18 protein-coding genes are annotated in these 23,843 nt (G+C 43.4%); 14 read left to right on the plus strand and 4 right to left on the minus strand.

What is annotated here, in order from left to right; genetic code table 11:
* The first annotated feature begins 122 nt into the window (after positions 1 to 122).
* The 6 genes from ACE38W_RS08275 (at position 123) to ACE38W_RS08300 (ending at position 6,758) form a co-directional block, all read left to right on the plus strand.
* On the plus strand, positions 123 to 2,021 hold the full coding sequence (locus tag ACE38W_RS08275; protein WP_375830003.1) for a DNA polymerase III subunit gamma/tau: 1,899 nt from the start codon (positions 123 to 125) through the stop codon (positions 2,019 to 2,021).
* Between the two features lie 114 nt (positions 2,022 to 2,135).
* On the plus strand, positions 2,136 to 3,776 hold the full coding sequence (locus ACE38W_RS08280) for a pyruvate dehydrogenase complex dihydrolipoamide acetyltransferase (RefSeq protein ID WP_375830004.1): 1,641 nt from the start codon (positions 2,136 to 2,138) through the stop codon (positions 3,774 to 3,776).
* A gap of 225 nt (positions 3,777 to 4,001) precedes the next feature.
* A complete protein-coding gene (locus tag ACE38W_RS08285; protein WP_167015442.1) occupies positions 4,002 to 4,508 on the plus strand; it encodes a GbsR/MarR family transcriptional regulator in 507 nt (168 codons plus the stop codon).
* A gap of 62 nt (positions 4,509 to 4,570) precedes the next feature.
* Complete coding sequence (locus ACE38W_RS08290) at positions 4,571 to 5,518, plus strand: TIGR01777 family oxidoreductase (RefSeq protein ID WP_375830006.1); 948 nt, start codon at positions 4,571 to 4,573, stop codon at positions 5,516 to 5,518.
* A gap of 18 nt (positions 5,519 to 5,536) precedes the next feature.
* Positions 5,537 to 5,911, plus strand: a complete 375-nt coding sequence (locus tag ACE38W_RS08295; protein ID WP_375830008.1) for a CoA-binding protein — start codon at positions 5,537 to 5,539, stop codon at positions 5,909 to 5,911.
* 373 nt (positions 5,912 to 6,284) lie between these two features.
* Positions 6,285 to 6,758 (plus strand): ribonuclease H-like YkuK family protein, encoded by a 474-nt coding sequence (locus tag ACE38W_RS08300; protein ID WP_375830009.1) that lies wholly within the window; start codon positions 6,285 to 6,287, stop codon positions 6,756 to 6,758.
* Positions 6,759 to 6,996: 238 nt separating this feature from the next.
* On the opposite strand, the gene yihA is transcribed toward ACE38W_RS08300, so the two are convergent.
* Positions 6,997 to 7,605, minus strand: a complete 609-nt coding sequence (yihA, locus tag ACE38W_RS08305; RefSeq protein WP_375830011.1) for a ribosome biogenesis GTP-binding protein YihA/YsxC — start codon at positions 7,603 to 7,605, stop codon at positions 6,997 to 6,999.
* A gap of 56 nt (positions 7,606 to 7,661) precedes the next feature.
* Here yihA and ubiE point away from each other — a divergent pair, with 56 nt between their 5' ends.
* The 5 genes from ubiE (at position 7,662) to ACE38W_RS08330 (ending at position 13,671) form a co-directional block, all read left to right on the plus strand.
* Entirely contained in the window at positions 7,662 to 8,408 is a 747-nt protein-coding gene (gene ubiE / locus ACE38W_RS08310) for a bifunctional demethylmenaquinone methyltransferase/2-methoxy-6-polyprenyl-1,4-benzoquinol methylase UbiE (protein ID WP_375830013.1), read from the plus strand.
* Entirely contained in the window at positions 8,381 to 9,082 is a 702-nt protein-coding gene (locus ACE38W_RS08315; RefSeq protein ID WP_375830014.1) for a porin family protein, read from the plus strand. The genes ubiE and ACE38W_RS08315 overlap by 28 nt, the downstream gene beginning before the upstream one ends.
* A gap of 30 nt (positions 9,083 to 9,112) precedes the next feature.
* A complete protein-coding gene (locus ACE38W_RS08320; RefSeq protein WP_375830016.1) occupies positions 9,113 to 10,456 on the plus strand; it encodes a dihydroorotase in 1,344 nt (447 codons plus the stop codon).
* Positions 10,457 to 10,661: 205 nt separating this feature from the next.
* The gene (locus ACE38W_RS08325) at positions 10,662 to 11,990 is read left to right on the plus strand and encodes a DNA mismatch repair protein MutS (protein WP_375830017.1); all 1,329 of its coding nucleotides are present in this window, start codon (positions 10,662 to 10,664) and stop codon (positions 11,988 to 11,990) included.
* 136 nt (positions 11,991 to 12,126) lie between these two features.
* On the plus strand, positions 12,127 to 13,671 hold the full coding sequence (locus tag ACE38W_RS08330) for a YifB family Mg chelatase-like AAA ATPase (protein ID WP_375830018.1): 1,545 nt from the start codon (positions 12,127 to 12,129) through the stop codon (positions 13,669 to 13,671).
* On the opposite strand, the gene ACE38W_RS08335 is transcribed toward ACE38W_RS08330, so the two are convergent.
* A complete protein-coding gene (locus tag ACE38W_RS08335; RefSeq protein ID WP_375830019.1) occupies positions 13,668 to 15,797 on the minus strand; it encodes an elongation factor G in 2,130 nt (709 codons plus the stop codon). The two genes, ACE38W_RS08330 and ACE38W_RS08335, sit on opposite strands and share 4 nt — an antisense overlap.
* A gap of 164 nt (positions 15,798 to 15,961) precedes the next feature.
* On the opposite strand from ACE38W_RS08335, the gene ACE38W_RS08340 reads away from it, so the two are divergent.
* The 3 genes from ACE38W_RS08340 (at position 15,962) to ACE38W_RS08350 (ending at position 18,961) form a co-directional block, all read left to right on the plus strand.
* Positions 15,962 to 17,752: an ABC transporter ATP-binding protein gene (locus ACE38W_RS08340; protein ID WP_375830021.1), complete on the plus strand. Its 1,791-nt coding sequence runs from the start codon at positions 15,962 to 15,964 to the stop codon at positions 17,750 to 17,752.
* A 17-nt stretch (positions 17,753 to 17,769) separates the two neighbouring features.
* The gene (locus ACE38W_RS08345; protein ID WP_375830022.1) at positions 17,770 to 18,210 is read left to right on the plus strand and encodes a DUF983 domain-containing protein; all 441 of its coding nucleotides are present in this window, start codon (positions 17,770 to 17,772) and stop codon (positions 18,208 to 18,210) included.
* Between the two features lie 286 nt (positions 18,211 to 18,496).
* Positions 18,497 to 18,961 carry a hypothetical protein gene (locus ACE38W_RS08350; protein WP_375830024.1) on the plus strand — a complete coding sequence of 155 codons (465 nt, stop codon included), beginning with the start codon at positions 18,497 to 18,499 and terminating at the stop codon, positions 18,959 to 18,961.
* A 79-nt stretch (positions 18,962 to 19,040) separates the two neighbouring features.
* On the opposite strand, the gene ACE38W_RS08355 is transcribed toward ACE38W_RS08350, so the two are convergent.
* Entirely contained in the window at positions 19,041 to 20,486 is a 1,446-nt protein-coding gene (locus ACE38W_RS08355; RefSeq protein ID WP_375830025.1) for a RagB/SusD family nutrient uptake outer membrane protein, read from the minus strand.
* 42 nt (positions 20,487 to 20,528) lie between these two features.
* Positions 20,529 to 23,621, minus strand: coding sequence for a SusC/RagA family TonB-linked outer membrane protein (locus ACE38W_RS08360; RefSeq protein ID WP_375830027.1), 3,093 nt, complete (start codon positions 23,619 to 23,621; stop codon positions 20,529 to 20,531).
* Positions 23,622 to 23,843: the final 222 nt, after the last annotated feature.

Raw genomic sequence — 23,843 nt, forward strand, 5'->3', positions numbered from 1 at the left:
TTATAATAATAAAACATATATAATACAATTAACTATCAAATATTTTTGATAACAAAGCGAGTAAAAAAGCGAATCTCGGAATGTTCTTCGTATTTTCGACGCTCGCGAAAGCGTAGCAGTATATGGAGAATTTTATCGTTTCAGCCCGTAAGTACCGTCCACAGAATTTTTCAACTGTAGTTGGACAATCACATATCACCACCACATTAAAGAATGCAATTCGCAATCATCAGTTAGCGCATGCCTTTTTATTTTGTGGGCCAAGGGGAGTAGGTAAAACCACGTGTGCCCGTATCCTGGCCAAGACTATCAACTGTGAGAACCTGCAGCCGGATGGAGAAGCATGTAATGAGTGTCATTCCTGTAAATCCTTTAATGAGGGTAGCTCTTTCAACATCCATGAGCTGGATGCGGCATCTAACAACTCAGTAGATGATATCCGTACGCTGGTGGAGCAGGTTCGATTTGCACCACAGGCAGGAAAATACAAGATATATATAATAGATGAGGTTCACATGCTCAGTTCATCCGCATTCAATGCGTTTTTGAAGACGCTGGAGGAGCCGCCATCTTATGCCATATTTATATTAGCCACTACTGAAAAGCACAAGATACTTCCTACTATCCTGAGCCGATGCCAGATCTTCGATTTTAAGCGCATTACGATTCAGGATACGGTAGACCATCTGCAGGACATCTGTAATAAGGAGCATATCCAGGCTGACCAGGACGCATTGCATCTGGTGGCGCAGAAGACAGATGGCTGTATGCGTGACTCACTCAGTACGTTGGACAAGATCGTCAGTTTTACCAGTGGGCATTTGACTTATCAGAATACCCTGGAGCACCTGAACATCCTGGATTACGACTATTTCTTCAAGGTAATGGATTATGTATTGCAGCAAGATGTAGCTGCGGCATTATTATTATTTGATGAAGTTTTACAGAAAGGATTTGAAGGAGATAATTTCCTGGGAGGATGGGCAGAGTTTTTAAGGAACCTATTGCTCAGCAAGGAAGAAAAGGCTGTTCACCTGGTAGAAGTTTCAGGTAATTTAAAAGAGCGATATAAGCAGATGGCCGGCAAGGTGAGTCCTGCTTATTTGATTACCGCCTTGAACCTGTTAAACGAAACTGAGATCAATTACCGACTGGCGCGTAACAAGCGACTGCATGTGGAGATGGCTTTGATTAAGCTATGTTTCTTACAACAAGCAGTGACTTTAGTGAGTGAGGATAATACCGGAGAGGTAGCAAAAAAAAAACTAGTTCCTGATGGTAGTGCGCCGCAGAAATTGCGGGCGCCAATGGCACAGCCTGTTAGCGCAAAAGCCATAACCGAGAAACCAGCTACTACAGCCAGTATCCAGGCAGAACAAGTGGCAGCAGTACAGCAACCAGTGATGCCGGCAGCTCCAGTAGCTCCGCCACCACAGCCTATACAGCCAACTCCTACACCGCAACCACAGCAGCAAGCACCGGTTTCCAATACGCCCCAAAGTAATACTGTGGCCGTTAATACGGCCGGCGCCGCAGCTAAGCCGACAACGGGAACAGCTACGGCGACCAAGCTGACAGGGTTGGCAGCTATGAAAGAAGCTATGGCCGCCAAGCAGCAGAATAATCCTGTGCAAGAGATTACACCACTAACGATGGGTGCTATCACAGTATATTGGGAAGAATTCATCGACCGTTATAGGCAGGCCAATAAAATGACTGTGGTGAGTAATCTTGCGCTGGCAGTATTAAAGATGCTGAACACAGATGAGATTGGCATTGTGAGCAGGAATATTGTGCAGTTTAGGTTTATGGAAGAAGAAAAACTGGTGATTTCCGAGTTTTTCAAGGAGAAATTCAATAATCCGGCGCTTATATTGACACTTCAATTAGATGAAAGTCAGCAAACGCAGGATATTGGTCCGGCCCCATTATCTAGTAGAGAACAGTTCCAACAGATGTCAGAAAAATATCCGTTGGTAAAAGAGTTGAAAGACCGACTGGGGATGGAATTGGATTTTTAAGTCCAGACTTGAATGTATTTACTTTCTTTAGATATTTTTTGAACAGTTTAAAATTCCTTCTTTGCGTTTTTGAGCAAAAACGCGTAGGTTTGAACAAAATTTTGAATAAACACTATGGCAGAAGTTATCAGAATGCCCCTTTTGAGTGATACAATGACGGAAGGGGTGATTGCGGAATGGCATAAAAAGGTGGGCGATACCGTAAAAGCAGACGATGTTATTGCTGAAGTGGAAACGGACAAGGCAACGATGGAAGTAATGGGTTATGTAGAAGGAACCATTTTGTACATCGGTGTTGAGAAAGGGAAAGCAGCGAAAGTTAATGAAATCATAGCCATTGTAGGTAAACCGGGCGAAGATTATAAGGCATTACTGGATGGAAGTAATAATGGAACTGCTGCTCCTGCGAAAGAAGCTGCTGTTCCTGCTCCGGCGCCAGCTGCCGCACCTGCTGTATCTGCTGCTGATGACGCTGCAGTTAAAGAAGCGCTGAAAAATGCTACTGTTATTCGTATGCCGCTGTTGAGCGATACTATGACAGAAGGTAAAATTGTAGCGTGGAATAAAAAAGTAGGTGACACTGTAAAAAGTGATGATGTACTGGCTGAAGTAGAAACCGACAAGGCGACTATGGAAGTTATCGGTTATGCTGACGGTACTTTATTATATATAGGCGTACCAGAGGGTACTGCTGCAAAAGTGAATGGTATTATTGCTATCGTGGGTAAACCAGGTACTAATGTAGATGCTATTCTGGCTGCTGAAAAAGGTGGCGGCGCTCCGGCTCCTGCTGCAACTGAAGCTGCACCTGCGGCTACTACAGCTGCTCCGGCTGCTGCACCTGCTACAAATGCAGTTGCATCTACCAGCGCTGATGGTCGTGTTAAAGCATCTCCACTGGCTAAGAAAGTGGCTGCTGAAAAAGGCATTGATATTTCTCAGATCCCAGGTTCTGGTGATGGTGGTCGCGTAATCAAAGCGGATGTGGATAACTACAAACCATCTGCTGCACCTGCGGCTACTACCGCTCCTGCTGCTGGTCCGGCTGCTCCTGCATTCGTACCTGCTGGTCAGGAAGGTTTCACTGATACGCCGCTGACACAGATGCGTAAAGTGATCGCTAAACGCCTGAGCGAAAGCAAATTCACTGCACCTCACTTCTACCTGAAGATTGACGTGATCATGGATAAAGCCATGGAAGCACGTAAAGCTATCAACGAAGTATCTCCTGTTAAGATTTCCTTCAATGATATGGTGATCAAAGCATCTGCACTGGCGCTGAAACAGCATCCAGATGTAAATGCAAGCTGGATGGGTGATTTCATCCGTCATAACCATCACGTACATATTGGTTCTGCAGTGGCTATCGAAGATGGTCTGATCGTTCCGGTTATCCGTTTTGCTGATCAGAAATCACTGAGCCAGATCGCGGGTGAAGCGAAAGGTCTGTACGACAAAGCTAAAAACAAGAAGCTCCAGCCACAGGACTTCACTGGTAATACCTTCACTATCTCTAACCTGGGTATGCTGGGTATCGACGAGTTCACTGCTATTATTAATCCTCCGGATTCAGCTATTCTGGCGGTAGGTAATATCAAAGAAACTGCGATCGTTGAGAAAGGTCAGGTTAAGATTGCCAATATTATGAAACTGACGCTCAGCTGCGACCACAGAAGTGTGGATGGCGCTGTAGGTGCACGTTTCCTGGCAACACTGAAAGGTTACCTGGAAAATCCGGTTACTATGTTGGTGTAATGCACTAACTGTTGATATTTAAAACGCCGTCTCTACGCTGTAGAGACGGCGTTTTTGATTTTAGCGGATTATGGCTGGATTTGGGAGGCATTGCAAACCCGGGAGTGAGTGTAATAGCGCGGATAGAGTCCATCCTTAACCTTAATAAATAACAATTTCTTATTTCATTATTTTTTGAAAGTTCAAAAACTTGGTTTACATTTGCCAGTATCAAAATATTCTGTAATGAATTTACCTGAAGCAAAAGCGCAATTTATTCAAACATGGGGATCACTGGGTGCACAATGGGGCATTAACCGTACCATGGCCCAGATTCATGCGCTGCTGCTGGTGATGCCGGACCCACTCAGCGCAGATGATATCATGGAGGAACTGAACATTTCCCGTGGTAATACCAACATGAACGTGAGAGAACTCATCAACTGGGGCCTCGTAGAGCGTGTACTCATCCCTGGTGAAAGAAAAGAATATTTTATTGCTGAAAAAGATATCTGGAAAGTAGCTACTTATATCGCACGCGAACGTAAAAAACGTGAGCTCGATCCTATCATGAAAGTACTCCAACAATTGCAGCAGGCCGAAGGCGACCCTAAAGACAAAGAACTCAAAGCCTTCAAAGACTCTATCCAGAATATCAACAAGTTTGCACAGCAAACAGACAAAACCATTTCTGCTTTCATCAAATCAGAAGAGAACTGGTTCTATAGCAGCCTGCTGAAACTCATAAAGTAATTTTTTTTGCATCAATATTTCAATATTTTCTGAAAGTTCCGAATTATCAAAATAACTGCAAAATGAAAAACAAAAAAATCATCATAGCCGGTGGCAGCGGATTTCTTGGAAGGAGTCTGGCTAAATACTGGAGCCCCGACAACCAGATCATCATACTCTCCAGGGAGCCACATATCAATGCGGGTGCTATCTCCTATCAACAATGGGACGGAAAAACATTGGGTACGTGGACTGCCGCCCTGGAAGGCGCAGACCTACTCGTAAACCTCTCTGGTAAAAGTGTTAACTGCCGGTACAACGAAGCCAACAAACAAGCCATTTTTGACAGCCGCACCTTTTCCACGCAGGTTTTAGGCCAAGCGGTATTGCAGGCAGTGAATCCTCCGAAAGTCTGGATCAACGCAGCTTCTGCCACCATTTACCGACATGCGGAAGATCATCCGATGGATGAATTCAATGGTGAGTTTAAAAATGACTTTTCTGTACAGGTTTGTAAGAAATGGGAGCAGTCTTTCAATGAACTACAACTGCCACAAACAAGGAAAGTAATATTTCGTATAGGCATTAGCTTAGGTAGTGAGCCAGGAGGCGTGATGCATGCATATTGCAACCTCATTAAATTTGGACTAGGTGGAAAGCAAGGCAGTGGCCAGCAGAAATACACCTGGGTACATACTGAAGATGTAGCCGGCATGATGGCCTGGGTGGCTGAAACCCCTTCACTGGATGGAGTTTTCAACTGCACCTCTCCCAACCCGGTAAACAACCAGATATTTATGGCCACCTTGAGAAAAGCAACAGGGCATCTATTGGGGTTACCAGCGGCTAAATGGATGTTGACAATTGGAGCAGCCATCATTGGCACCGAAACGGAATTATTACTGAAAAGCAGATGGGTGGTACCTACCAGGGCATTACAATGTGGGTATAAGTTCCGTTATCCGCTACTGGAGCCAGCCTTGCGTAATATAATATCCGAGATGCCGCGTAGCAGTTATCACTTGTTTTGAATTTTGTAAATTCGGTATATGGAAACTACCGATAAAAAATTAACAGTTGTGTTGGGAGCCTCTCCCAATCCCTCCAGATATAGCTACCTGGCTGTTTCCATGCTGCAAAAGCATGGACATCCGATTGTGGCTATTGGTAACAGGGACGGCAACATAGAAGGCCAGGAAATCACCAAAGAGCATCCAAATGTTGCCAATGTAGATACAGTGACGCTGTATATGAATCCTACGCTGCAAGCATCTTACTACGACTATATTTTACAGTTGCATCCCAAGCGGATCATCTTTAATCCGGGAACAGAAAATCCCGAGTTAAAAGCGCTTGCCATCAAAAATGGTATACAACCGCAGGAAGCTTGCACACTGGTATTATTAAGCACAGGACAGTATTAAATACTGTCCTTTTTCTTTATTAACCTGTGCTATCTTTTTTATCTGGATCTTTCAGAGGCAGACAATTTGATAATTATCAGCAATGGAAAAATCATCACAAACGCTTACCTGTATTGAATTTGCAACAGACGCCTTCAGTATCAGCTGGATAATTCAGCGCTGCGCGCGGTAGGCTAACACCTGATCAGTGAATGGTTAGTCGTTGTGTTTTATATTTAAATCCGAATGGCTGCGTTCAATAACAAAAAGCATTTCGTATATTCGGTACGTTAACCCTATACCCAAAGCAAGGACTTACTACAATTGACAGGACCTGATTAATCATCTAATTAAATATTATGGCTACGCTTGTTCACCCTTTAATATATATTTTATGCAATGGAGAAGATTTAATGGAGAGCCCATTCATCTCCCGGTCAAAGAGGAAGTACGGCGGGCCATCATCCGCGAAACTGCGAGTGGCTACCGGCTGAAAGTATGCATTGGCACGGATTCACAGGTGAAAGGTCTGGATACCGAATTTGCTACGGTAATCGTATTTCTCAGGGAAGGCCATGGCGGGTTTATGTTTATCCAGAATGAAAAAACGAGGACCAGTTATTCCATCAAAGAAAGAATGCTGGTAGAAGTTTCCCGAAGTATTGAGATTGCTTATGAATTGTGCGACCTGTTTACAGAATATGAAGTAGATATGGAAGTGCATGCAGACATCAATACTAATCCACAATTTAAAAGTAATCTGGCATTACGTGAGGCCATGGGTTATATCCTCGGAATGGGGTTTGCCTTTAAAGCCAAGCCAGAAGCGTTTGCTAGCAGCTGCTGCGCTGATAAGATTGTAAATTAAGCAGCACTGTGTTATACCTCCTTCAATAATTACCGATGGGCGCTTGCCTACCGGCTGGTATTTTCTCCCCTCATTTTCTCCAAATTACTGTATTGTCATTGCTCGCCAACGATGTCTTTTGCGTAAAATATTTTAGGCAGATGCCTGTATTTTATTGACTATTGGCAAAAAGAGAGGGCACCAAAGGCGCCCTCTCTTTTGCGCACGCTGGTTATTACGTGCAATACAATGTAATGCATTATGCAATAGCCCTAAATTGAGCATTCAATTCTTCGATATAGCCCAGGATGGCGTCTCTACCCATTTTTTTAACGGTAGAAGTCACAAAATGAGGCGGTAAGAATTCCCAGGTTTCTCTCATTTTATTGAGGAATAGCTTTACATTTTTGCTTACTTCTGCCTGTGTGCCTTTATCAGCTTTGGTAAATACGATACTGAAAGGCACCTGCCATTCGCCCAGCTGGTTAATAAATTCTATATCGATCTTTTGAGGCGCATGACGGCTATCGATCAATACGAATACGTTTACCAGGTTTTCCCGCTTACGCAGGTAGTTTTCGATCATTTGCTCCCACTGGCGGCGCTGCGACATACTTCTTTTGGCAAAACCATAACCAGGCAGATCGACCAGGTACCAGGCATTATTGATGATGAAGTGGTTTATCAGCTGTGTTTTACCTGGTGTACCAGAGGTTTTAGCCAGTTTCTCGTTATTAGTCAGCAAATTGATCAGAGAAGATTTCCCCACGTTGGAACGGCCGATAAATGCATATTCCGGCCAGGTCGGCTTTGGACACTTTTCCCAATCTGGACTACTGATAAGATATTCTGCTGTCTTAATTACCATAATAATTACTTTGTATATTCTGTCATATGCCTACAAATTATATAACTTTGCGTGCTATGTCAGGAAAATTAAATGTTGAGAAGATTGTTCCCTTTTCGGAGTCAAAATTAAGCAAGAAGCAGCAGATAGCCACGATGTTTGATGACATTGCTCATCGCTACGACTTTTTGAACCATTTCATGTCTTTAGGTATTGATGTTATCTGGCGTAAAAAAGCGCTGAAATACCTGAAAAGCCTGCAGCCCAAAAATATGCTGGATGTGGCCACAGGAACCGGCGATTTCGCCATTATGGCTTCCAAACGCCTTAACCCAGACCATATTACAGGCATTGACATCTCTGAAGGAATGTTAGCCCATGGCCGTGAAAAGATCCAGAAACAAGGACTTTCGGACAAAATTACCCTGCAGCTGGGCGACAGTGAGACAATAAGTTTTCCAGATCAGACGTTTGATGCGATAACTGTAGCCTTTGGTGTGCGTAATTTTGAAAACCTTCAGAAAGGGCTTGCAGAGATGAGAAGGGTACTGAAACCTGGCGGCAAATTGATCATTCTTGAATTTTCCAACCCGACAGTTTTCCCTATTAAGCAATTTTATAATTTGTATTTTCGTTATATAACACCCCTGATCGGGAAATGGATAGCCAAGAGCAAAGCTGCCTATAGCTATCTGCCAGAATCCGTGAAAGCGTTTCCACAGGGAAAAGAAATGAGTAATATTTTAACCAATACAGGATTCCAGGCCGTTACATGCAAAACGCTCACATTCGGCATATGTTCCATCTATTGCGCTTCGCGCTAACAGGATTATTCCTGTTGCTGCTGCTTCCCGCAAAGGCTCAGCAGAATCTCAATATGATAGAACACGATGCAAAACCCTATTACTTCGGAATTACACTGGCTACTAACCAGTCTAATTTCAGATTATTACATGCACAGGCTTTCCTGGCCGATGACTCTATTATGATCGCCGAACCCCTGAAAACAATGGGGTTCAACCTGGGATTACTCGCAAATGCCCGCCTGACAGAGCATTTCGATTTACGTCTTAATCCCCAGCTGGTATTCGCTTCCAAAAATCTTTACTATAAAGAAACGTATCCATCTATGACGGATACGCAAAAGAAAATTGAATCCATCCTCCTTAGCTTTCCGCTGCAGATAAAATTCAAATCGGATCGTATCGGTAACATGCGTGTTTATGCTATTGGCGGGATGAAATATGATTATGACCTGGCTTCCAACGCCCGTATGAAGAAAACAGAGTCTATGATCAAAATCAAAAAAAGCGACTATGGCTATGAAATAGGCGCTGGATTTGAATTCTATTTCGAGAGCTTTATCTTCTCCCCGGAATTTAAAGTAAGCAACGGTATCGGCAACGTACTTATCAAAGACCCGAACCTGCGCTATTCTAATGTGATCGACAAGCTACAGTCGCACATGATCGTATTCTCCATACATCTTGAAGGATAAAACCAACCTGCGATTAGCTATATTTGCATCATGCAAAACTACATCATCAGGAATATAGCCGTGGTTAATGAAGGACGCACCACGGTACAGGATGTTTGGATCAAGGATAGCCGCATTGAAAAAATAGCGCCCAATATCTCTGTTAGTGGAAATTACAAGGAAATTGATGGTACTGGCAAACACTTGCTGCCAGGCGTTATAGACGATCAGGTACACTTCCGTGAGCCCGGACTGACAGAAAAAGCCACCATCTACACAGAAGCCCGCGCTGCAGTTGCCGGCGGCACCACCAGTTTCATGGAAATGCCGAATACCAAGCCTGCTGCACTTACACAGGAATTACTGGAAGATAAATATCAAATCGGCAAACAGCATTCCCTGGCCAACTACTCCTTCTTCATGGGAGCTGCCAATGATAATGTAGAAGAAATCCTCAAAACAAACGATAAGAAAGAAACAGTTTGCGGTGTAAAAATCTTTATGGGATCATCTACCGGAAATATGTTGGTAGATAATTACCTCACCCTGGAAACTGTTTTCTCCAACAGCGAATTGCTCATCGCTACGCACTGTGAAGATGAAAAGATCATCAGGGCTAACATGGAGCTTTTCAAAAAAGAAAAAGGGGATCACCTCACCGCTGCTGATCATCCGCTGATCCGCAATGTGGAAGCCTGTTTCGAGTCTTCACTGGTAGCTATCCAGTTTGCGCAAAAGCACAACGCACGTTTACATATTCTTCACATCTCTACTGCAAGAGAATTACAACTCTTCGGTAATATGTTGCCACTTGCTGAAAAGCGCATCACTGCTGAGGTTTGCGTGCATCATCTGCATTTCACTTCTGATGATTATGCAAAATATGGTAACCTGATCAAATGTAATCCGGCGATCAAATCTCCTGAAAACAGGGCAGGCCTCTGGGAAGCCTTACTGGATGATCGTTTGGACATCATCGCTACCGACCACGCACCTCATACCTGGGCGGAGAAACAACAGCCATATATGGAGGCGCCAAGTGGTGTGCCACTGGTACAGCATAGTCTGCTCCTGATGTTGCAATATGTACAGGAAGGAAAAATCTCTATCGAGAAAGTAGTGGAAAAGATGAGCCACGCTCCTGCAGTATGTTTCCAAATCAGAGAAAGAGGTTACCTGCGTGAAGGCTACTATGCCGACTGTGTAATTGTGGATATGAAAGGCGCTTCAACAGTTGAAAAAGAAAACATTTATTATAAATGTGGTTGGAGCCCGTTTGAAGGACATACCTTCCCGGCTGCTATCACACATACTTTTGTAAGCGGTCATCTCGCCTATGAAAATGGCAGATTCGATGAATCAGTGAAAGGTCAGCGATTACTGTTTAATCGTTAGTTTCCTGTAATTTATTTGTCTTGCGGATTGCAGTGCTTCGGTACAGGCATCCGCAAGACAAAACAAAAGCGAGCGCTGTCCGCGCTCGCTTTTGTTTTGTCAGACCAAGGCAAACAACAGGTGATGCAAAATGGAAAATTTATGGAATATCACCATCTTTGCATCCTATCCCTTGTATACGTATATTCACTAAAAAAAGGACTGCATGCAACTGGACAAAACATCCTATTACGACCTATCCATCTTCAACCGCGATGAGGAATACTCACTGTTCAGCAGGCTTGACTTTACCATTACTGCCGGAGGACGCGATTATCTGCGTCAGCTGTTTAATAAACCGCTGCAGGACATCAAATCGATCAAACAACGACAGGATGCGTTGAAATATATCCTGCAACTCGAAAATCAATGGCCTTCGGTAATTACGAATGGTACTGTGGTGGTTGTGGAAAACTATCTGGAAGCACAGATAGAGCCCATCAGCAATACGGAAGGATTAGGCCTCTTAATACAAACCGCATTACATAAAACTGTTTATTCGCCCGACTATAAACATATCAAGTTCGCTTTCACTGAGATGTTAAACCTACTAAGAGGCTTCAAAGCCTTTGTAGAGGTTTTCAACGGTGATGATGCACCACAGGTATTGAAAGTACCACTGGACAGGGCCGCCAGGTTGTTGAATCAGCCAGACTTCAACGCTATCCTTCGCGCAGATGCTGAAGACAGGATCAATGCCGCTAATATCCTTCGTTTTGATAACTATGTCCGTAAACGTAACCGTAAGGTTGTGCAGGAGCTTATTACACTGTATTATCAGTTGGATGCATTTTATGCGATGGCAAAAGCGATCAAACATCATCAACTCAATTTCCCGGAATTTCTGGATACCACAGCGCCGATTATCAGAGCAAAACAACTCTATCATATCATTCTTGATAAGCCCGTAGCCTATGATATGGGCCTCAACCAGGATAGTAATTTCATGTTCCTGACAGGCGCTAATATGGCTGGTAAAACTACGTTTATACGTGCTGTTGGTATTGCTACTTTCCTGGCGCATTTGGGTATGGGCGTACCTGCAGAAAAAATGGAGCTGAGTTTCTTCCATGGTATTTTCAGCAACATTCAGGTACAGGATAATATCTTCAAAGGCGAAAGCTATTTCTATAACGAAGTACAGCGTATTAAGAATACCATCTTACAAATTAATAATGGCAAAACATGGCTGGTATTAATTGATGAGATGTTTAAAGGAACGAATGTGGAAGATGCCCGCAATTGTTCTATTGCTGTGATCAAAGGATTGCTGAAAAGCAGTAACTGTCTGTTTATTCTTTCTACACATTTGTATGAGGTGGCGGAAGAATTGAAGCATGAAGCGAAGATTCAGTTTAAATATTTTGAATCCACTATTATTGATGAAGATCTTCATTTCACTTACCAGCTGAAAGATGGTATAGCAAAGGAAAAGATCGGATATCTGATATTACGGAGAGAAAAAGTTCTTGATCTGTTAGAGCAGATAAAGTAATATATTTGAAGCGCCTCCGGCGCTTTTTTTTTGCACACAAAGCAGCATAAGAGGCAAAGCAGCAAAGGATTATGTTTTGTTGTTTCTGTATTTTTTTGTGCAGATAATAATTTTTTGTTAACCCAGCTACATCCATATGATTGTTAAAACCTACGGCAGCGCCTTACAGGGCGTGCATGCCATTACGATCACCATTGAGGTGAATGTATCTTCACAGGGCAATAAATTCTTTATTGTCGGATTACCAGATAATGCGGTGAAAGAAAGTGAGCAACGGATTACTTCTGCTTTGCAACATTTGGGTTTGAAAATGCCCAGAACAAGAACCGTTGTAAACCTTGCTCCTGCTGATATCCGTAAGGTGGGTACTGCCTATGATTTACCTATCGCCATCGGTATACTGGCAGCCTGCGAAAGAATACCCGCTGACATACTAACAGGTTATTTGTTGATGGGAGAATTATCGCTGGATGGCACGCTGTTGCCGGTCCGTGGCGCTTTATCCATGGCGATGCAAGCCAGAACAGAAGGTTACACTGGCATCATATTACCGGCATCCAATGCGGAAGAAGCTGCACTGGTAGAAGGTATTGAAGTGTATGGTGCCAATCACCTCGAAGAAGTGATTACACATCTTGCCGGTGAAAAGTTATTAACATCTGCCAGCACCGCTGCGGGAGCGCGTTTCTTATCTGCGCAATTACATTATGATTTTGATTTCAATGAGGTGAAAGGTCAGCAGCATATTAAAAGAGCTTTAGAGATTGCTGCTGCCGGTGGGCATAACGCCATTTTGATAGGGCCACCAGGGGCGGGTAAAACGATGCTGGCCCGAAGGTTTCCTTCTATACTGCCACCCATGCTACCAGAGGAAGCACTTGAAACAACGAAAATTTATTCTGTAGCCGGGAAGCTGGCGCATGCAGCTGCATTGATTTCGCAACGACCTTTCCGCGCGCCGCATCATGGCATCAGCAATGCAGCGTTGGTGGGCGGTGGCAGTAACATTCAACCAGGTGAAATTTCGCTGGCACATAACGGTGTTTTGTTTCTTGATGAGTTACCGGAATTTAAACGCGATGTGCTGGAAGTAATGCGACAGCCTATGGAAGAGCGTTTGGTGACCATTGCCAGAGCAAAACAAACAGTAGAATTTCCTGCAGATTTTATGTTGCTGGCCTCTATGAATCCTTGTCCATGCGGTTATTTCAATCATCCTGAAAAGAAATGCAGTTGTGCGCCAGGTATGGTGTATAAATATCTGAATAAAATTTCTGGGCCTTTGATGGATAGGATAGATCTTCATGTAGAGGTGACACCCGTTACTTATTCTGCGTTATCTGCGCCTTTAGAAGCCGAAAGCAGCAGTATAATCAGAGATAGGGTCATTGCTGCCAGGATGTTGCAGCGCGAACGTTTTAAGGGGTTTACAGGCATCAGTTGTAATGCACAGATGAATGCACGTATGATGCGTGATCATTGCAACACCGATGATTATAGCAGGGAACTGCTAAAAAGCGCTATGAAAAAGCTACAATTATCTGCCCGTGCCTACGACAGGATATTGAAGGTAAGCCGCACTATTGCTGACCTGGACAAGAGTCCATTGATTTCTGCCATGCATCTGGCAGAAGCAATTCAGTACAGGAGTCTTGACAGGCAAAGCTGGGGCGGCTCTTAAACTTCCGCTTCTGTTTTGCGATAATCTTCACTGAGTTTTTTCTGGATCTCCGCAGGTACTGGCGCATATTCGGCAAAAGTCGATTTCAGCTTAGCTTTCCCTTGGGTAACATTGCGCAAAGCTGCGAAAAGCTTATCCAGCTCTGCTTGTGGCGTTCGTGCTTTGATCACCTGGAATCCATTCAGTGTATCCATTCCCGTTATAATGCTGCGATGACTTTGTAATTCGCTCATGATATCGCCCATCATTACATCGGGGGCAGTGGCTTCGAGGTCGAAGACTGGCTCCAGCAGCTGCGGTGCTGCCTGGTGGAAAGCGTCTCTGAAAGCCATCTTACCAGCAATTTTAAAAGACATGTCATTACTGTCTACCGGATGCATTTTACCATCATAAACGCTTACGCGGATATCACGTACATACGATCCCGTTAGTGGGCCTTCTACCATTTTTTCCATGACGCCTTTCAGTATGGAAGGCAGGAAGCGTGCGTCTATGGCGCCACCTACAATACAGTTATTGAAAACCAGTTTTCCTCCCCAGTTGAGAGCAATTTCTTCTGTTTCTCTGACTGGATATTCTTTTAGCTGGGGCATGCCTTCGTACCAGGGTTCTATTTTAATATACACTTCCCCGAACTGGCCTGCGCCACCAGATTGTTTTTTGTGGCGATAAGAGGAAAGTGCTGGTTTCTGGATAGTTTCGCGGTAAGGTATTTTAGCAGGCAGGAATTCTATCGGCATTTTATAGATATTTTCCAGTCGCCATTTGGTAACGAGCAGGTGAAGATCTCCTTGTCCATGGAGGATTACCTGTTTTAGTTCCCGATTGAACTCTACTTCGAGAGTAGGATCTTCCATGTGAATTTCCGACAATACTTCGCTGAGTTTTTCGTCATCAGCTTTATTCTTAGTTTCAATTGCCACTCTTACTTTAGGAGCCGGGAATTGAATGGGTTCTATTTGTCCGGAGAAATTTTTATCGCAGAGGGTATGATTGGTCAGCGTATTTTTTAGTTTGATGGTGCAGCCGATGTCGCCAGCGCGGAGATAGTCTACGTTATTACGATTTTTACCGTCAACGATCAGCAGTTGTGAGATACGTTCGGTAGTATTACCTTTTTCGTTTATAAGTTCCATTCCTGTTTTCACTTCACCGGACATAACTTTGAAGAAGGTGAGTCGGCCTACATGTGGTTCCAGTATGGTTTTATATACGAACAGGCAGGTAGGTCCGGCGGGGTCGCAGGGGATTTCCTTACCATCTTCGGTGATATCTGCGGGCATGTCGATGGCACTGGGGGCTACGTTATCGATGAAGCCCATTAGTCGGCCACTGCCCATATCATTTTTAGCGGAGAGGCAGAAGATGGGGAATACCTGGTGTTTGAGCATACCTATTTTAAGGCCTTCGCGGAGTTCATCTTCGTCGAGGTTACCTTTTTCGAAGAATTGTTCCATGAGGGTATCGTCGTTTTCGGCGGCTTTTTCGACTAATTCGTTGTGGAGTTTGTCGGCTTGTTCTTTTTCGTTATCGGGGATGGGGAGTTTTTCGGGTTTTCCACCGTTTGTGGGGAAACGGTACATGGTCATTTTGAGGAGATCAATGATGGCGTTGAATCCGGGGCCTTGATTGACGGGGTATTGCATTATGGTGGCAGCGTTTCCGAACACCCGTCTGGCATCTTCCACGGTCTTTGTAAAGTTGGCTTGTTCAGTATCTAGTTGATTAATGGCCAGTATGGTGGGTTTCCGGTATCTGTCTATATAGTCCCAAATCATTTCTGTACCGACCTCTACCCCATATTGTGCATTGAGCAATAATACAGCAGTATCGGAAACGCGGATGGATGCTATTACCTCGCCAATAAAATCTTCCAGGCCGGGGGTATCAATGATATTGATTTTGTAGTCTCTCCATTCCGTATGCATAGTGGTAGCATATACGGAATTACCGCGTTCATGTTCTATTTCGTGGTAGTCAGAAATAGTGTTGTTTTCTTCAACGGTACCGCGTTTGCTGACAATGCCGGCTTCGAACAGCATTGTTTCAGAGAGGGTAGTTTTTCCACTCTTGGCAGCGCCCAACAGTACGATGTTTTTAACATGTTTTTCATCATACGTTTTCATATGTGGAGATTTAGTGAGATGAACCGATTATCACTAGTAACCTTTACAAAGAACTTCTATATTAAGTTAGTCATTTTTGAGCAATGGCGGAACTACAATGTTATAACATCTTACCTTTGATAAACTATTTTAGAACAGAACCAAAGACTCCGTAAAATTGGATTATGAAACTACTACTACAGTATCTTAAGAAATACAAATGGCTTTGCTTTTTTGCTATGTTGCTGGCTGCAGTGAACCAGCTGTTTTCCCTGATGGACCCGTATATTTTCGGTCGTATCATTGATAAGTTTGCCAATCATCCTAAATTTTTTGATAAGCTCAATCAGGTTCCCCGGGCAGAAGGTGGTTATCTGAATGGTGTGCTTTTATTATTGGGCGCATCAATAGGGGTGGCGATGGTATCAAGGATTGCGAAAGCATTTCAGGATTATTTCGTAAATGTAATTGTGCAGAAATTTGGCGCACAGGTTTATACAGATGGCTTGAAGCATTCACTGCGTCTGCCTTACCAGCAATTTGAGGACCAGCGTAGCGGTGAAACGCTGGCTATTTTGCAGAAAGTAAGAACAGACTGTGAGAAATTCATCACCTCTTTTGTAAACGTATTATTTGTATCGATGATAGGCGTTGTTTTTGTAATGATATATGCCTATTTCGTGCATCCTACCCTTCCATTCGTTTATCTTATTGGTTGTGTATTGTTGGGGGTACTGATGAACGTACTGAGTAAGAAAATCAAGGTTATTCAGCGTACCATCGTAAAAGAAACCACTGCCCTGGCAGGTTCCACTACCGAGTCTCTCCGAAACATAGAACTGGTAAAGAGTTTGGGATTAACAAACCAGGAAGTGCGTCGTCTTAACAGTACAACGTTGAAAATTCTCATGCTGGAACTGAAAAAGGTGAAGAGTATACGCAGTATCAGCTTTGTACAGGGAACATTTGTGAACCTGATGCGTTCTGCTATCTTGTTCCTGTTGTTGTTCTATATTTATCATGATTACGTAACCGTAGGACAGCTGATGTCTTTACAGTTATATTCCTTCTTTATTTTCGGGCCATTACAGGAACTGGGTAACATTATCCTGAACTACAGGGAAGCGGAAGTTTCGTTGCAGAGTTTCAAACGTATCCTGGATACGCCGGTGGAAGCTATGCCAGCAGACCCGGTATACATCTCCCATATAGAAAAACTGGAATTTAAGCAGGTAGGCTTCAAGCATCTTACTGCTGATGGTAAGGCGCTGGACCATGTTAGTTTTAATGTAAAGCTGGGCGAAACGATTGCCTTTGTGGGGCCTTCCGGCTCCGGCAAAACTACCTTGGTAAAGCTGTTGGTGGGCTTATACAAGCCTAACGAGGGGGATATTTTGTATAATGGCGTTACAGCCAGTTCAGTGGATATGGAATCCCTGCGTCACCAGGTGGGCTTTGTAACACAGGATACCCAATTGTTTGCCGGTACTATCAAGGAGAATTTACTGTTTGTGAATCCGGGAGCTACCGATGCAGAGATTATGGACGCATTGGAAAAAGCATCTTGCTATACTATTCTGGCGCGTGCAGATAAAGGTATTGAAACTGTTATTGGGGAAGGCGGCGTAAAAATCTCTGGTGGAGAGAAACAGCGTTTGTCTATCGCCAGGGCGTTATTGCGTAAACCAAGGCTGATGGTTTTTGACGAGGCTACCTCCGCGCTGGATTCAATTACAGAAGAAGAAATCACCCGCACAGTGAGGGATATTACGGCTACCAGACAGCATATTACGGTGATGATTGCACATAGGTTGTCAACGATCATGCATGCGGACAGGATATTTGTACTGGAAAAAGGTCGTATTGTTGAAACCGGACGACATGCAGATTTGTTGGATGAGAAGGGGCTGTATTACGCGATGTGGCGTCAGCAGATTGGTGAGCGTAAGTTCGAAACGGAGACAGCTTCGAAGTAATTGATTAAATTTGCGGAATGAGTACGAATAAGCCTAAACGCCCGAATTACTTCCTGAGCATCCTGACAATGAAATGTCCAAGGTGCCGTAAGGGACCGATGTTTAAAGATCCGAATCCGTTCCATCTGCGTTTTTCGAAGATTTTTGACATGCCGGAGCATTGCCCGGTATGTGGACAAAAGTATGAGCTGGAAACCGGTTTTTGGTTTGGGACGGGGTATGTTAGTTATGCCTTATCAGTGGCGTTCAGCGTTTTCAATTTGATTTGGTATGCGTTAATTTTTGGTATTAGCTGGAGAGACAACAGTATATTCAAATGGTTGGCGGTAAATGGTGTGTTGCTGATATTAATACAACCATGGTTGATGCGGTTGTCGCGGGTAATATACCTATACTTTTTCGTGTATTATGATGAGGATACTGCAAATTTGGAGGCGCCTCATCACCATCATCATTAGTAAAAAATTGGTTTTAAAATATTTGGGGCTGTGAAAACAGCCCCTATCTTTTTCAACCAAAATCTGAACCAATGGTGGTCAGAAGAATTTTAGAGGCAATAACGAAACAGAGGGAACAGCGTGCAAAAGTTTAAGAATTAGAACATTCAATATTGCACAAAATGTAACTTTCGATGCTAAACTACAAAATCCGCATATATTCACTTCAAATAATTATACCAGTGGTAGATGCACCATATTTGCAGATATTCGCATTTTTGCAGCATCAAACGCAAACCCGATACTAATGACAAGAATAGGTTTTTACATAGCAGTCATCCTTTTTGCATGCCAGGCTTGCAGTAGCGCACCAGAGCCTGAGGAGGAAGTGCATGTGGCAGACAGGACCAGAAAGACCATTCATCCGCAACATTTCAAGCTCAAGTCTGGTCATCCTGGTGATGAATCGACTATATATACGGCTGCCAATATTACCATTACGGTGGAAAACGGGGCTGATTCTATGCAAACAATTACGATCAGTAACAAGGATAAGCGGTTGATCAACTATATCCGCAAGATTGATACGTTACCAGCGCCTTACCTATATATTAACGAGGGGGACACAATATTAGGATTGTTTACTGCCGGAAAATTTACGGCCTACAAGATAAGAAACAGTAAAGCATTATTGTTTGATCACTTCTTCACTCATGAGTTGCCGGAGTTACAGCGGCGCGATACGATATTAGAATTTATACATCATAAATAAAAAAGAGGGGCAGAGAAATCTGCCCCTCGTTTTTATTGGTTTTTTACTTTTTATATCAATCAAAATCAAGAAATACTGATTATTGAGCGTAGCCGTCATTCTGTTTCATCAGCTTATTCGCATTCAGTTCTGTTTGCGGGATAGGCATTACGAAGCGGAAGTTATCAGCAGGCAGCGTTACAGCATTTGCATTTGGAGCATCTGATGCAAGGCGGCTAACAGCCAGACCTCTTCTTTTCAGATCCCAGAAGCGGTGACCTTCGAAAGGCAGCTCTTTAAAGCGTTCGTCCATGATAGCGGAGATAGCAGCATCTTTGCTTGCCAGTACCACAGGAACATAAGCTTTAATACGTGCTGTACGGAGGTCGTTCAGATCACTTTCAGCGCTATTAGCACCAGTGAATTTATTCTGTTCAGCTCTTGCTTCAGCGCGGATCAGGTACATTTCACCTGTACGGAAAACTTTAGCATTAGCTACGTTTTCAGAAGTAGAGTTATAACCGCCGCCGGCATACTTTTTAATGATTTTAGACGGGCGGTTGTTATCTGCTGTCAGTAAAGGTTCATTTACCAGGTATGCAGTGAAACGGATATCGTTTGTCTGATCATACATATTCCACAGCTTATCAGAAGGCAACCAGGTGATGGAACCAACTTTCACTACGCCACCAGGAGCAGTGGAGGTACCACGCCAGAGGGAACCCAGACGAGCAGAGCTTGAAGGGCGTACGATCTGGTAAGATACTTCTGCTGTATTTGCATCAGTCCAGATGCCTGGGAATTGGGCCATAGTAGCCAAAGGCAGTTGGTTGATGAATTCAGTAGCATAAGTTTCTGCTTTAGCCCAATCTTTGGTGTAGAGCGCTACGCGAGCTTGTAAAGCGGAAACAGTTGCCTGGTTTACGCGGTTTTTATCTGCGAGTGATGCAGGTACGAGTGCTTTAGCAGCGGCCAGGTCAGCATTGAGTTTCTGGAAATAAGGTTCCATATCCATGCGTGACTGGTTAGACAGGGTTGCAGCCTCCATGTATGGCATAGCCATTTTACCTGGAATATAGTTTGTGCAATAGTATCTGAATAATTCGAAGTGTGTATAAGCACGGAGGAACAGACACTCACCTTTAATACGATCGCGGAGGGTGTTATCACCTGCACGAGTGGAATCAGACTTTGGTAATGCAGCCAATACGCGGTTTACCCTATCAGCAATGATACCATTAGTAGTGAGTGCGGTAAAGTTATCTCTGATGGTTACATCGGAGGCACTGAACTGCCATTCATGTACGGTGGCGGAGTTATAAAACTCACCTGGTTTTACTTCATCAGATAAAACTGAAGCGAAGAGAATGTCCATGTTGGTGGATAATTCTGCATAAGCTCCTATGGTACCTTGTTCACAGTTTTCCACAGTTTTCAGTGCCAGGTCACCTGCGATCAGATCCGTTTCTTTTATATCGAGTACTTTGCTGCAACCAAATGCGGTAGTGAGCAGCATTGCCATTCCAATTATATTTCTTGATTTCATGTTCTTTTCAGTTTAGATGGAAAAAGAAATAGTCCTTTTTCATTAGAAGTTAATATCAATACCAGCTGTAAAGATTCTCGGATTAGGATATTCGTTTAAGCTAATGTTGTTATTATCCTCAGGATCCTGTCCTTTCCATGGGCTCCATACGAACAGGTTATTAGCCTGAACATAAACTTTTGCTGATTTAATCAGTTTGGTTCCTTTAATTGCCAGTTCAGGAATAACGTAAGCAATATTGAGGCTTCTGAAACGGAGGAATTTAGCATCCATCAGATCGCTGGAAGTAAAGCCTCTGTCATATTGAGAAGACTGATAGAATTTAACATCGCCTGGTTTCTGCCATTGGTTGTTGATCAGGTCTGGACTAGCATTCAGAGAAGCCTGGTATCCAGGAGTACCTCTGGTGATGAAGTTCCATGCGTTATTGCTTCTTACTACGTCAAACTGGTAAGAGAACAGGGCACTGAGAGAGAGGCGTTTGTAATGTGCATCCAGTGTAAAACCACCAGTGTGTTTAGGTACATAAGAACCGAAGATTGCCATTTGTGGCGCCTGGCTTACATCGTAAACTGTTTTACCGTCTGCACCTTCGTACATTGGTTTACCAGTGGTAGGATCAGCACCTAAGTAATGGTAAGTATAGTGGGAACCAAAAGGTAAACCTTTCTTGATCAGGAATGTACCGAGTACATATTGATCAACAGATCCGAGGTCTTCGATGTTATTTTTATTGAATGCATGATTCCATCCTAATGTAACACCATAATCTCTCTGTTTAACTACATCAACACTCAAAGCCAGTTCAATACCTCTGTTACTCATTTTACCGGCGTTAATATCCAGGCTTGAGAAACCAGTGGTATAAGATAATGGCTGTTTCACGAACAAGTCGATAGTCATATTGCGGTAGTAATCTGCACTAAATCTTACGCGGTCTTTCAGCACAGCCAGGTCAAACCCAATGTTGAATTTTTTGATGTGTTCAATTTTGAGGTTATCATTACCAGGCGTTACTGGTGCGATACCAGAAATAGTAGAACCAGGGAAGCTTACAGTACCATAACCAGCTAACTGTGAACCCATGTAGTTGGTCACACCTACAAGTCCGTTGGAGTAAGTTCCGGTAGCGATACTTCCGATGTTAGGCACGATACCATAAGATGCTCTGAAACGTAAATCAGAGAGGATGCTGTTGTTAGCAAGGAAATCTTCTTTAATGGCGTTCCATGTAAAACCAGAAGACCAGGTAGTGATTTCTTTGTTAGCAGGGTTTAAGATACGAGAAGTACCATCTCTGCGGATTACACCACTAACGGTGTATTTATCGTTATAGGTATAACGCAGGCTTCCGAAGTAAGAACGGATACCGTAACCACTTTTAGCGCTGGAAGCTGGCTGAGAATAGCTGGCAGCACCACCTGTTGGCAAGTTACCAGCACCTTGTCCGGTAAGGGACAGACGTGGATCCAGGTTATAGAGGGTGAATCCTCCACCTTGTTGCCAGTTACGAACAATTTCAAAATATGCACCGGCTTCAACATCATGTCTGCCACCAAAAGTTTTGGCATAAACCAGGCTGGAAGTATTTACTATGTTAGCAACCACTCTGGTATTTTCCATATCAATACCTTTTTTCTCAGTAAATGCAGCACCAGTACCATAGTAGGAACCTGCCTGAACATAACGCTGAGTGAAGTCTGCCGCCACATCTATACCCACTACGTTACGAGCAGTCAGGCTAGGGAGGATTTTGAATGCGATATTCAGACCAGAGTTGATTTTAAACTGTTTGTCGCGCAGTGTAGATGACTGAATTGCGTCCAGTACGTCTGCCATTTGTTTCAATGCCAGGTTAGAGCTTGGGCCGATGTTCAGTGATCCATCAGGGTTGTATGGATTTTCGTAAGTTTTTGCTCTCCAAACCATTTGGAATACGTTACGGGCGCTGTTACCGAGGTATTCACCTTCAGCAAATTCGCTGATGGAATAACCAAGTTGGTTATTGAATTGAATGGATAAGCGGCCGAGAGTTTGGTCCAGGTTAAAGCGAGTAGTATATCTTCTGAGTCTTGATTTCAGGTCCATACCTTTTTGATCAAAGACACCTGCAGAGAAATAATATTTAGATTTATCGTTACCACCGCTTGCATTGATTTCATGCATTTGGGAGAAACCTTTACGATAAACGATGTCTCTCCAGTCTGAATTAATATTTCTCATACTGTCGAGCATAGTAGCGTATCTGTCTTTCTGATCCTGTCTGAGGCCTGCGTTTGCAGGGTTCAACGGAGAGTAGTTCCATCCAGGAGTACCAGCAATTTTCTCTCTTTCTTCATATGCCAGCATCTGTGATGAATTCATCAGGTCGAAGTTAGTAGGTTTAGGAGCTGTGGTAACACCTACCTGGCTACGAACTGTAAAGTTGTTTGTACCTGCTTTACCTCTTTTAGTAGTGATAACGATAACGCCAACACCACCACGAGCACCGTACAAAGCTGCAGAAGCTGCATCTTTCAAAACGGTCATTGACTCAAAGTCGTTCGGGTTGATAGTTGCCATGTCATTAGCTGGTAAAGGCACACCATCTACGATGTAGAGTGGTTGTATACCGGAACCGCTAATGGATTGAATACCACGAATAACAACGTTAGCACTTGAACCTGGCTGGCCAGAACCGGAGTTTACCAGAACACCTGGTGCACGTCCCTGGAGAGCCTGATCAAAAGCACCCATTGGTACCGCATCTACCACTTTATTACTCAGGACAGTGGAGGCCCCTGTATACTTGTTACGTTTAACACTACCGTAACCTGTAGAAATTACTACTTCATTGATGGTCCTTTCGGAAATCTTCATAGAAACATTCACTACGGACGAATTGCCGAGTTCTACTTCCTGAGTGGCTAAGCCTACAGCAGAAAAAACCAGCGCTTTAGCGTTATCCGGTACGGTGAGAGTGAAAATACCTTTTCCGTTAGAAATGGTTCCTTTTTGAGTTCCTTTTACAACAATCGATACACCCGGTAATAGTTCTCCCGTATTATCGGTAACCTTTCCGGAGATTGTTCTTTGGGCAAATAGCGACACTGTAGTTAACAGGCAGGCCACCAATGCAAATAGAATTTTTCTCATCTGCGATTTGTTAAGATTTAGTAATAAATAGTATGGCACATTCCCTCCTTCTAAGGAACTGCATCAACAATAAAAAGTCTCTAAAAATTATTATCGTATATCCGTATACGTTATATACAAGGACATAGATTTTATTGTAGGTTATGTATCCAACGTTATTGAAATACTGATTCAGGTATTGGGACCGGGCATAACAGTATTATTTCGTATATCCGTTGATGT

Origin of the sequence: Chitinophaga sp. Hz27 (assembly GCF_042263525.1) — a bacterium.
GTDB lineage: Bacteria > Bacteroidota > Bacteroidia > Chitinophagales > Chitinophagaceae > Chitinophaga.

Bases quoted from the DNA above. Each gene is read 5' to 3' on its own strand.
- ACE38W_RS08355 (WP_375830025.1), bottom strand. From the start codon at position 20,486: ATGAAATCAAGAAATATAATTGGAATGGCAATGCTGCTCACTACCGCA.
- yihA (WP_375830011.1), bottom strand. From the start codon at position 7,605: ATGGTAATTAAGACAGCAGAATATCTTATCAGTAGTCCAGATTGGGAA.
- ubiE (WP_375830013.1), top strand. From the start codon at position 7,662: ATGTCAGGAAAATTAAATGTTGAGAAGATTGTTCCCTTTTCGGAGTCA.
- ACE38W_RS08300 (WP_375830009.1), top strand. From the start codon at position 6,285: ATGCAATGGAGAAGATTTAATGGAGAGCCCATTCATCTCCCGGTCAAA.
- ACE38W_RS08345 (WP_375830022.1), top strand. From the start codon at position 17,770: ATGAGTACGAATAAGCCTAAACGCCCGAATTACTTCCTGAGCATCCTG.
- ACE38W_RS08330 (WP_375830018.1), top strand. From the start codon at position 12,127: ATGATTGTTAAAACCTACGGCAGCGCCTTACAGGGCGTGCATGCCATT.
- ACE38W_RS08340 (WP_375830021.1), top strand. From the start codon at position 15,962: ATGAAACTACTACTACAGTATCTTAAGAAATACAAATGGCTTTGCTTT.
- ACE38W_RS08290 (WP_375830006.1), top strand. From the start codon at position 4,571: ATGAAAAACAAAAAAATCATCATAGCCGGTGGCAGCGGATTTCTTGGA.
- ACE38W_RS08275 (WP_375830003.1), top strand. From the start codon at position 123: ATGGAGAATTTTATCGTTTCAGCCCGTAAGTACCGTCCACAGAATTTT.
- ACE38W_RS08285 (WP_167015442.1), top strand. From the start codon at position 4,002: ATGAATTTACCTGAAGCAAAAGCGCAATTTATTCAAACATGGGGATCA.
- ACE38W_RS08295 (WP_375830008.1), top strand. From the start codon at position 5,537: ATGGAAACTACCGATAAAAAATTAACAGTTGTGTTGGGAGCCTCTCCC.
- ACE38W_RS08320 (WP_375830016.1), top strand. From the start codon at position 9,113: ATGCAAAACTACATCATCAGGAATATAGCCGTGGTTAATGAAGGACGC.
- ACE38W_RS08360 (WP_375830027.1), bottom strand. From the start codon at position 23,621: ATGAGAAAAATTCTATTTGCATTGGTGGCCTGCCTGTTAACTACAGTG.
- ACE38W_RS08280 (WP_375830004.1), top strand. From the start codon at position 2,136: ATGGCAGAAGTTATCAGAATGCCCCTTTTGAGTGATACAATGACGGAA.
- ACE38W_RS08325 (WP_375830017.1), top strand. From the start codon at position 10,662: ATGCAACTGGACAAAACATCCTATTACGACCTATCCATCTTCAACCGC.
- ACE38W_RS08335 (WP_375830019.1), bottom strand. From the start codon at position 15,797: ATGAAAACGTATGATGAAAAACATGTTAAAAACATCGTACTGTTGGGC.
- ACE38W_RS08315 (WP_375830014.1), top strand. From the start codon at position 8,381: ATGTTCCATCTATTGCGCTTCGCGCTAACAGGATTATTCCTGTTGCTG.
- ACE38W_RS08350 (WP_375830024.1), top strand. From the start codon at position 18,497: ATGACAAGAATAGGTTTTTACATAGCAGTCATCCTTTTTGCATGCCAG.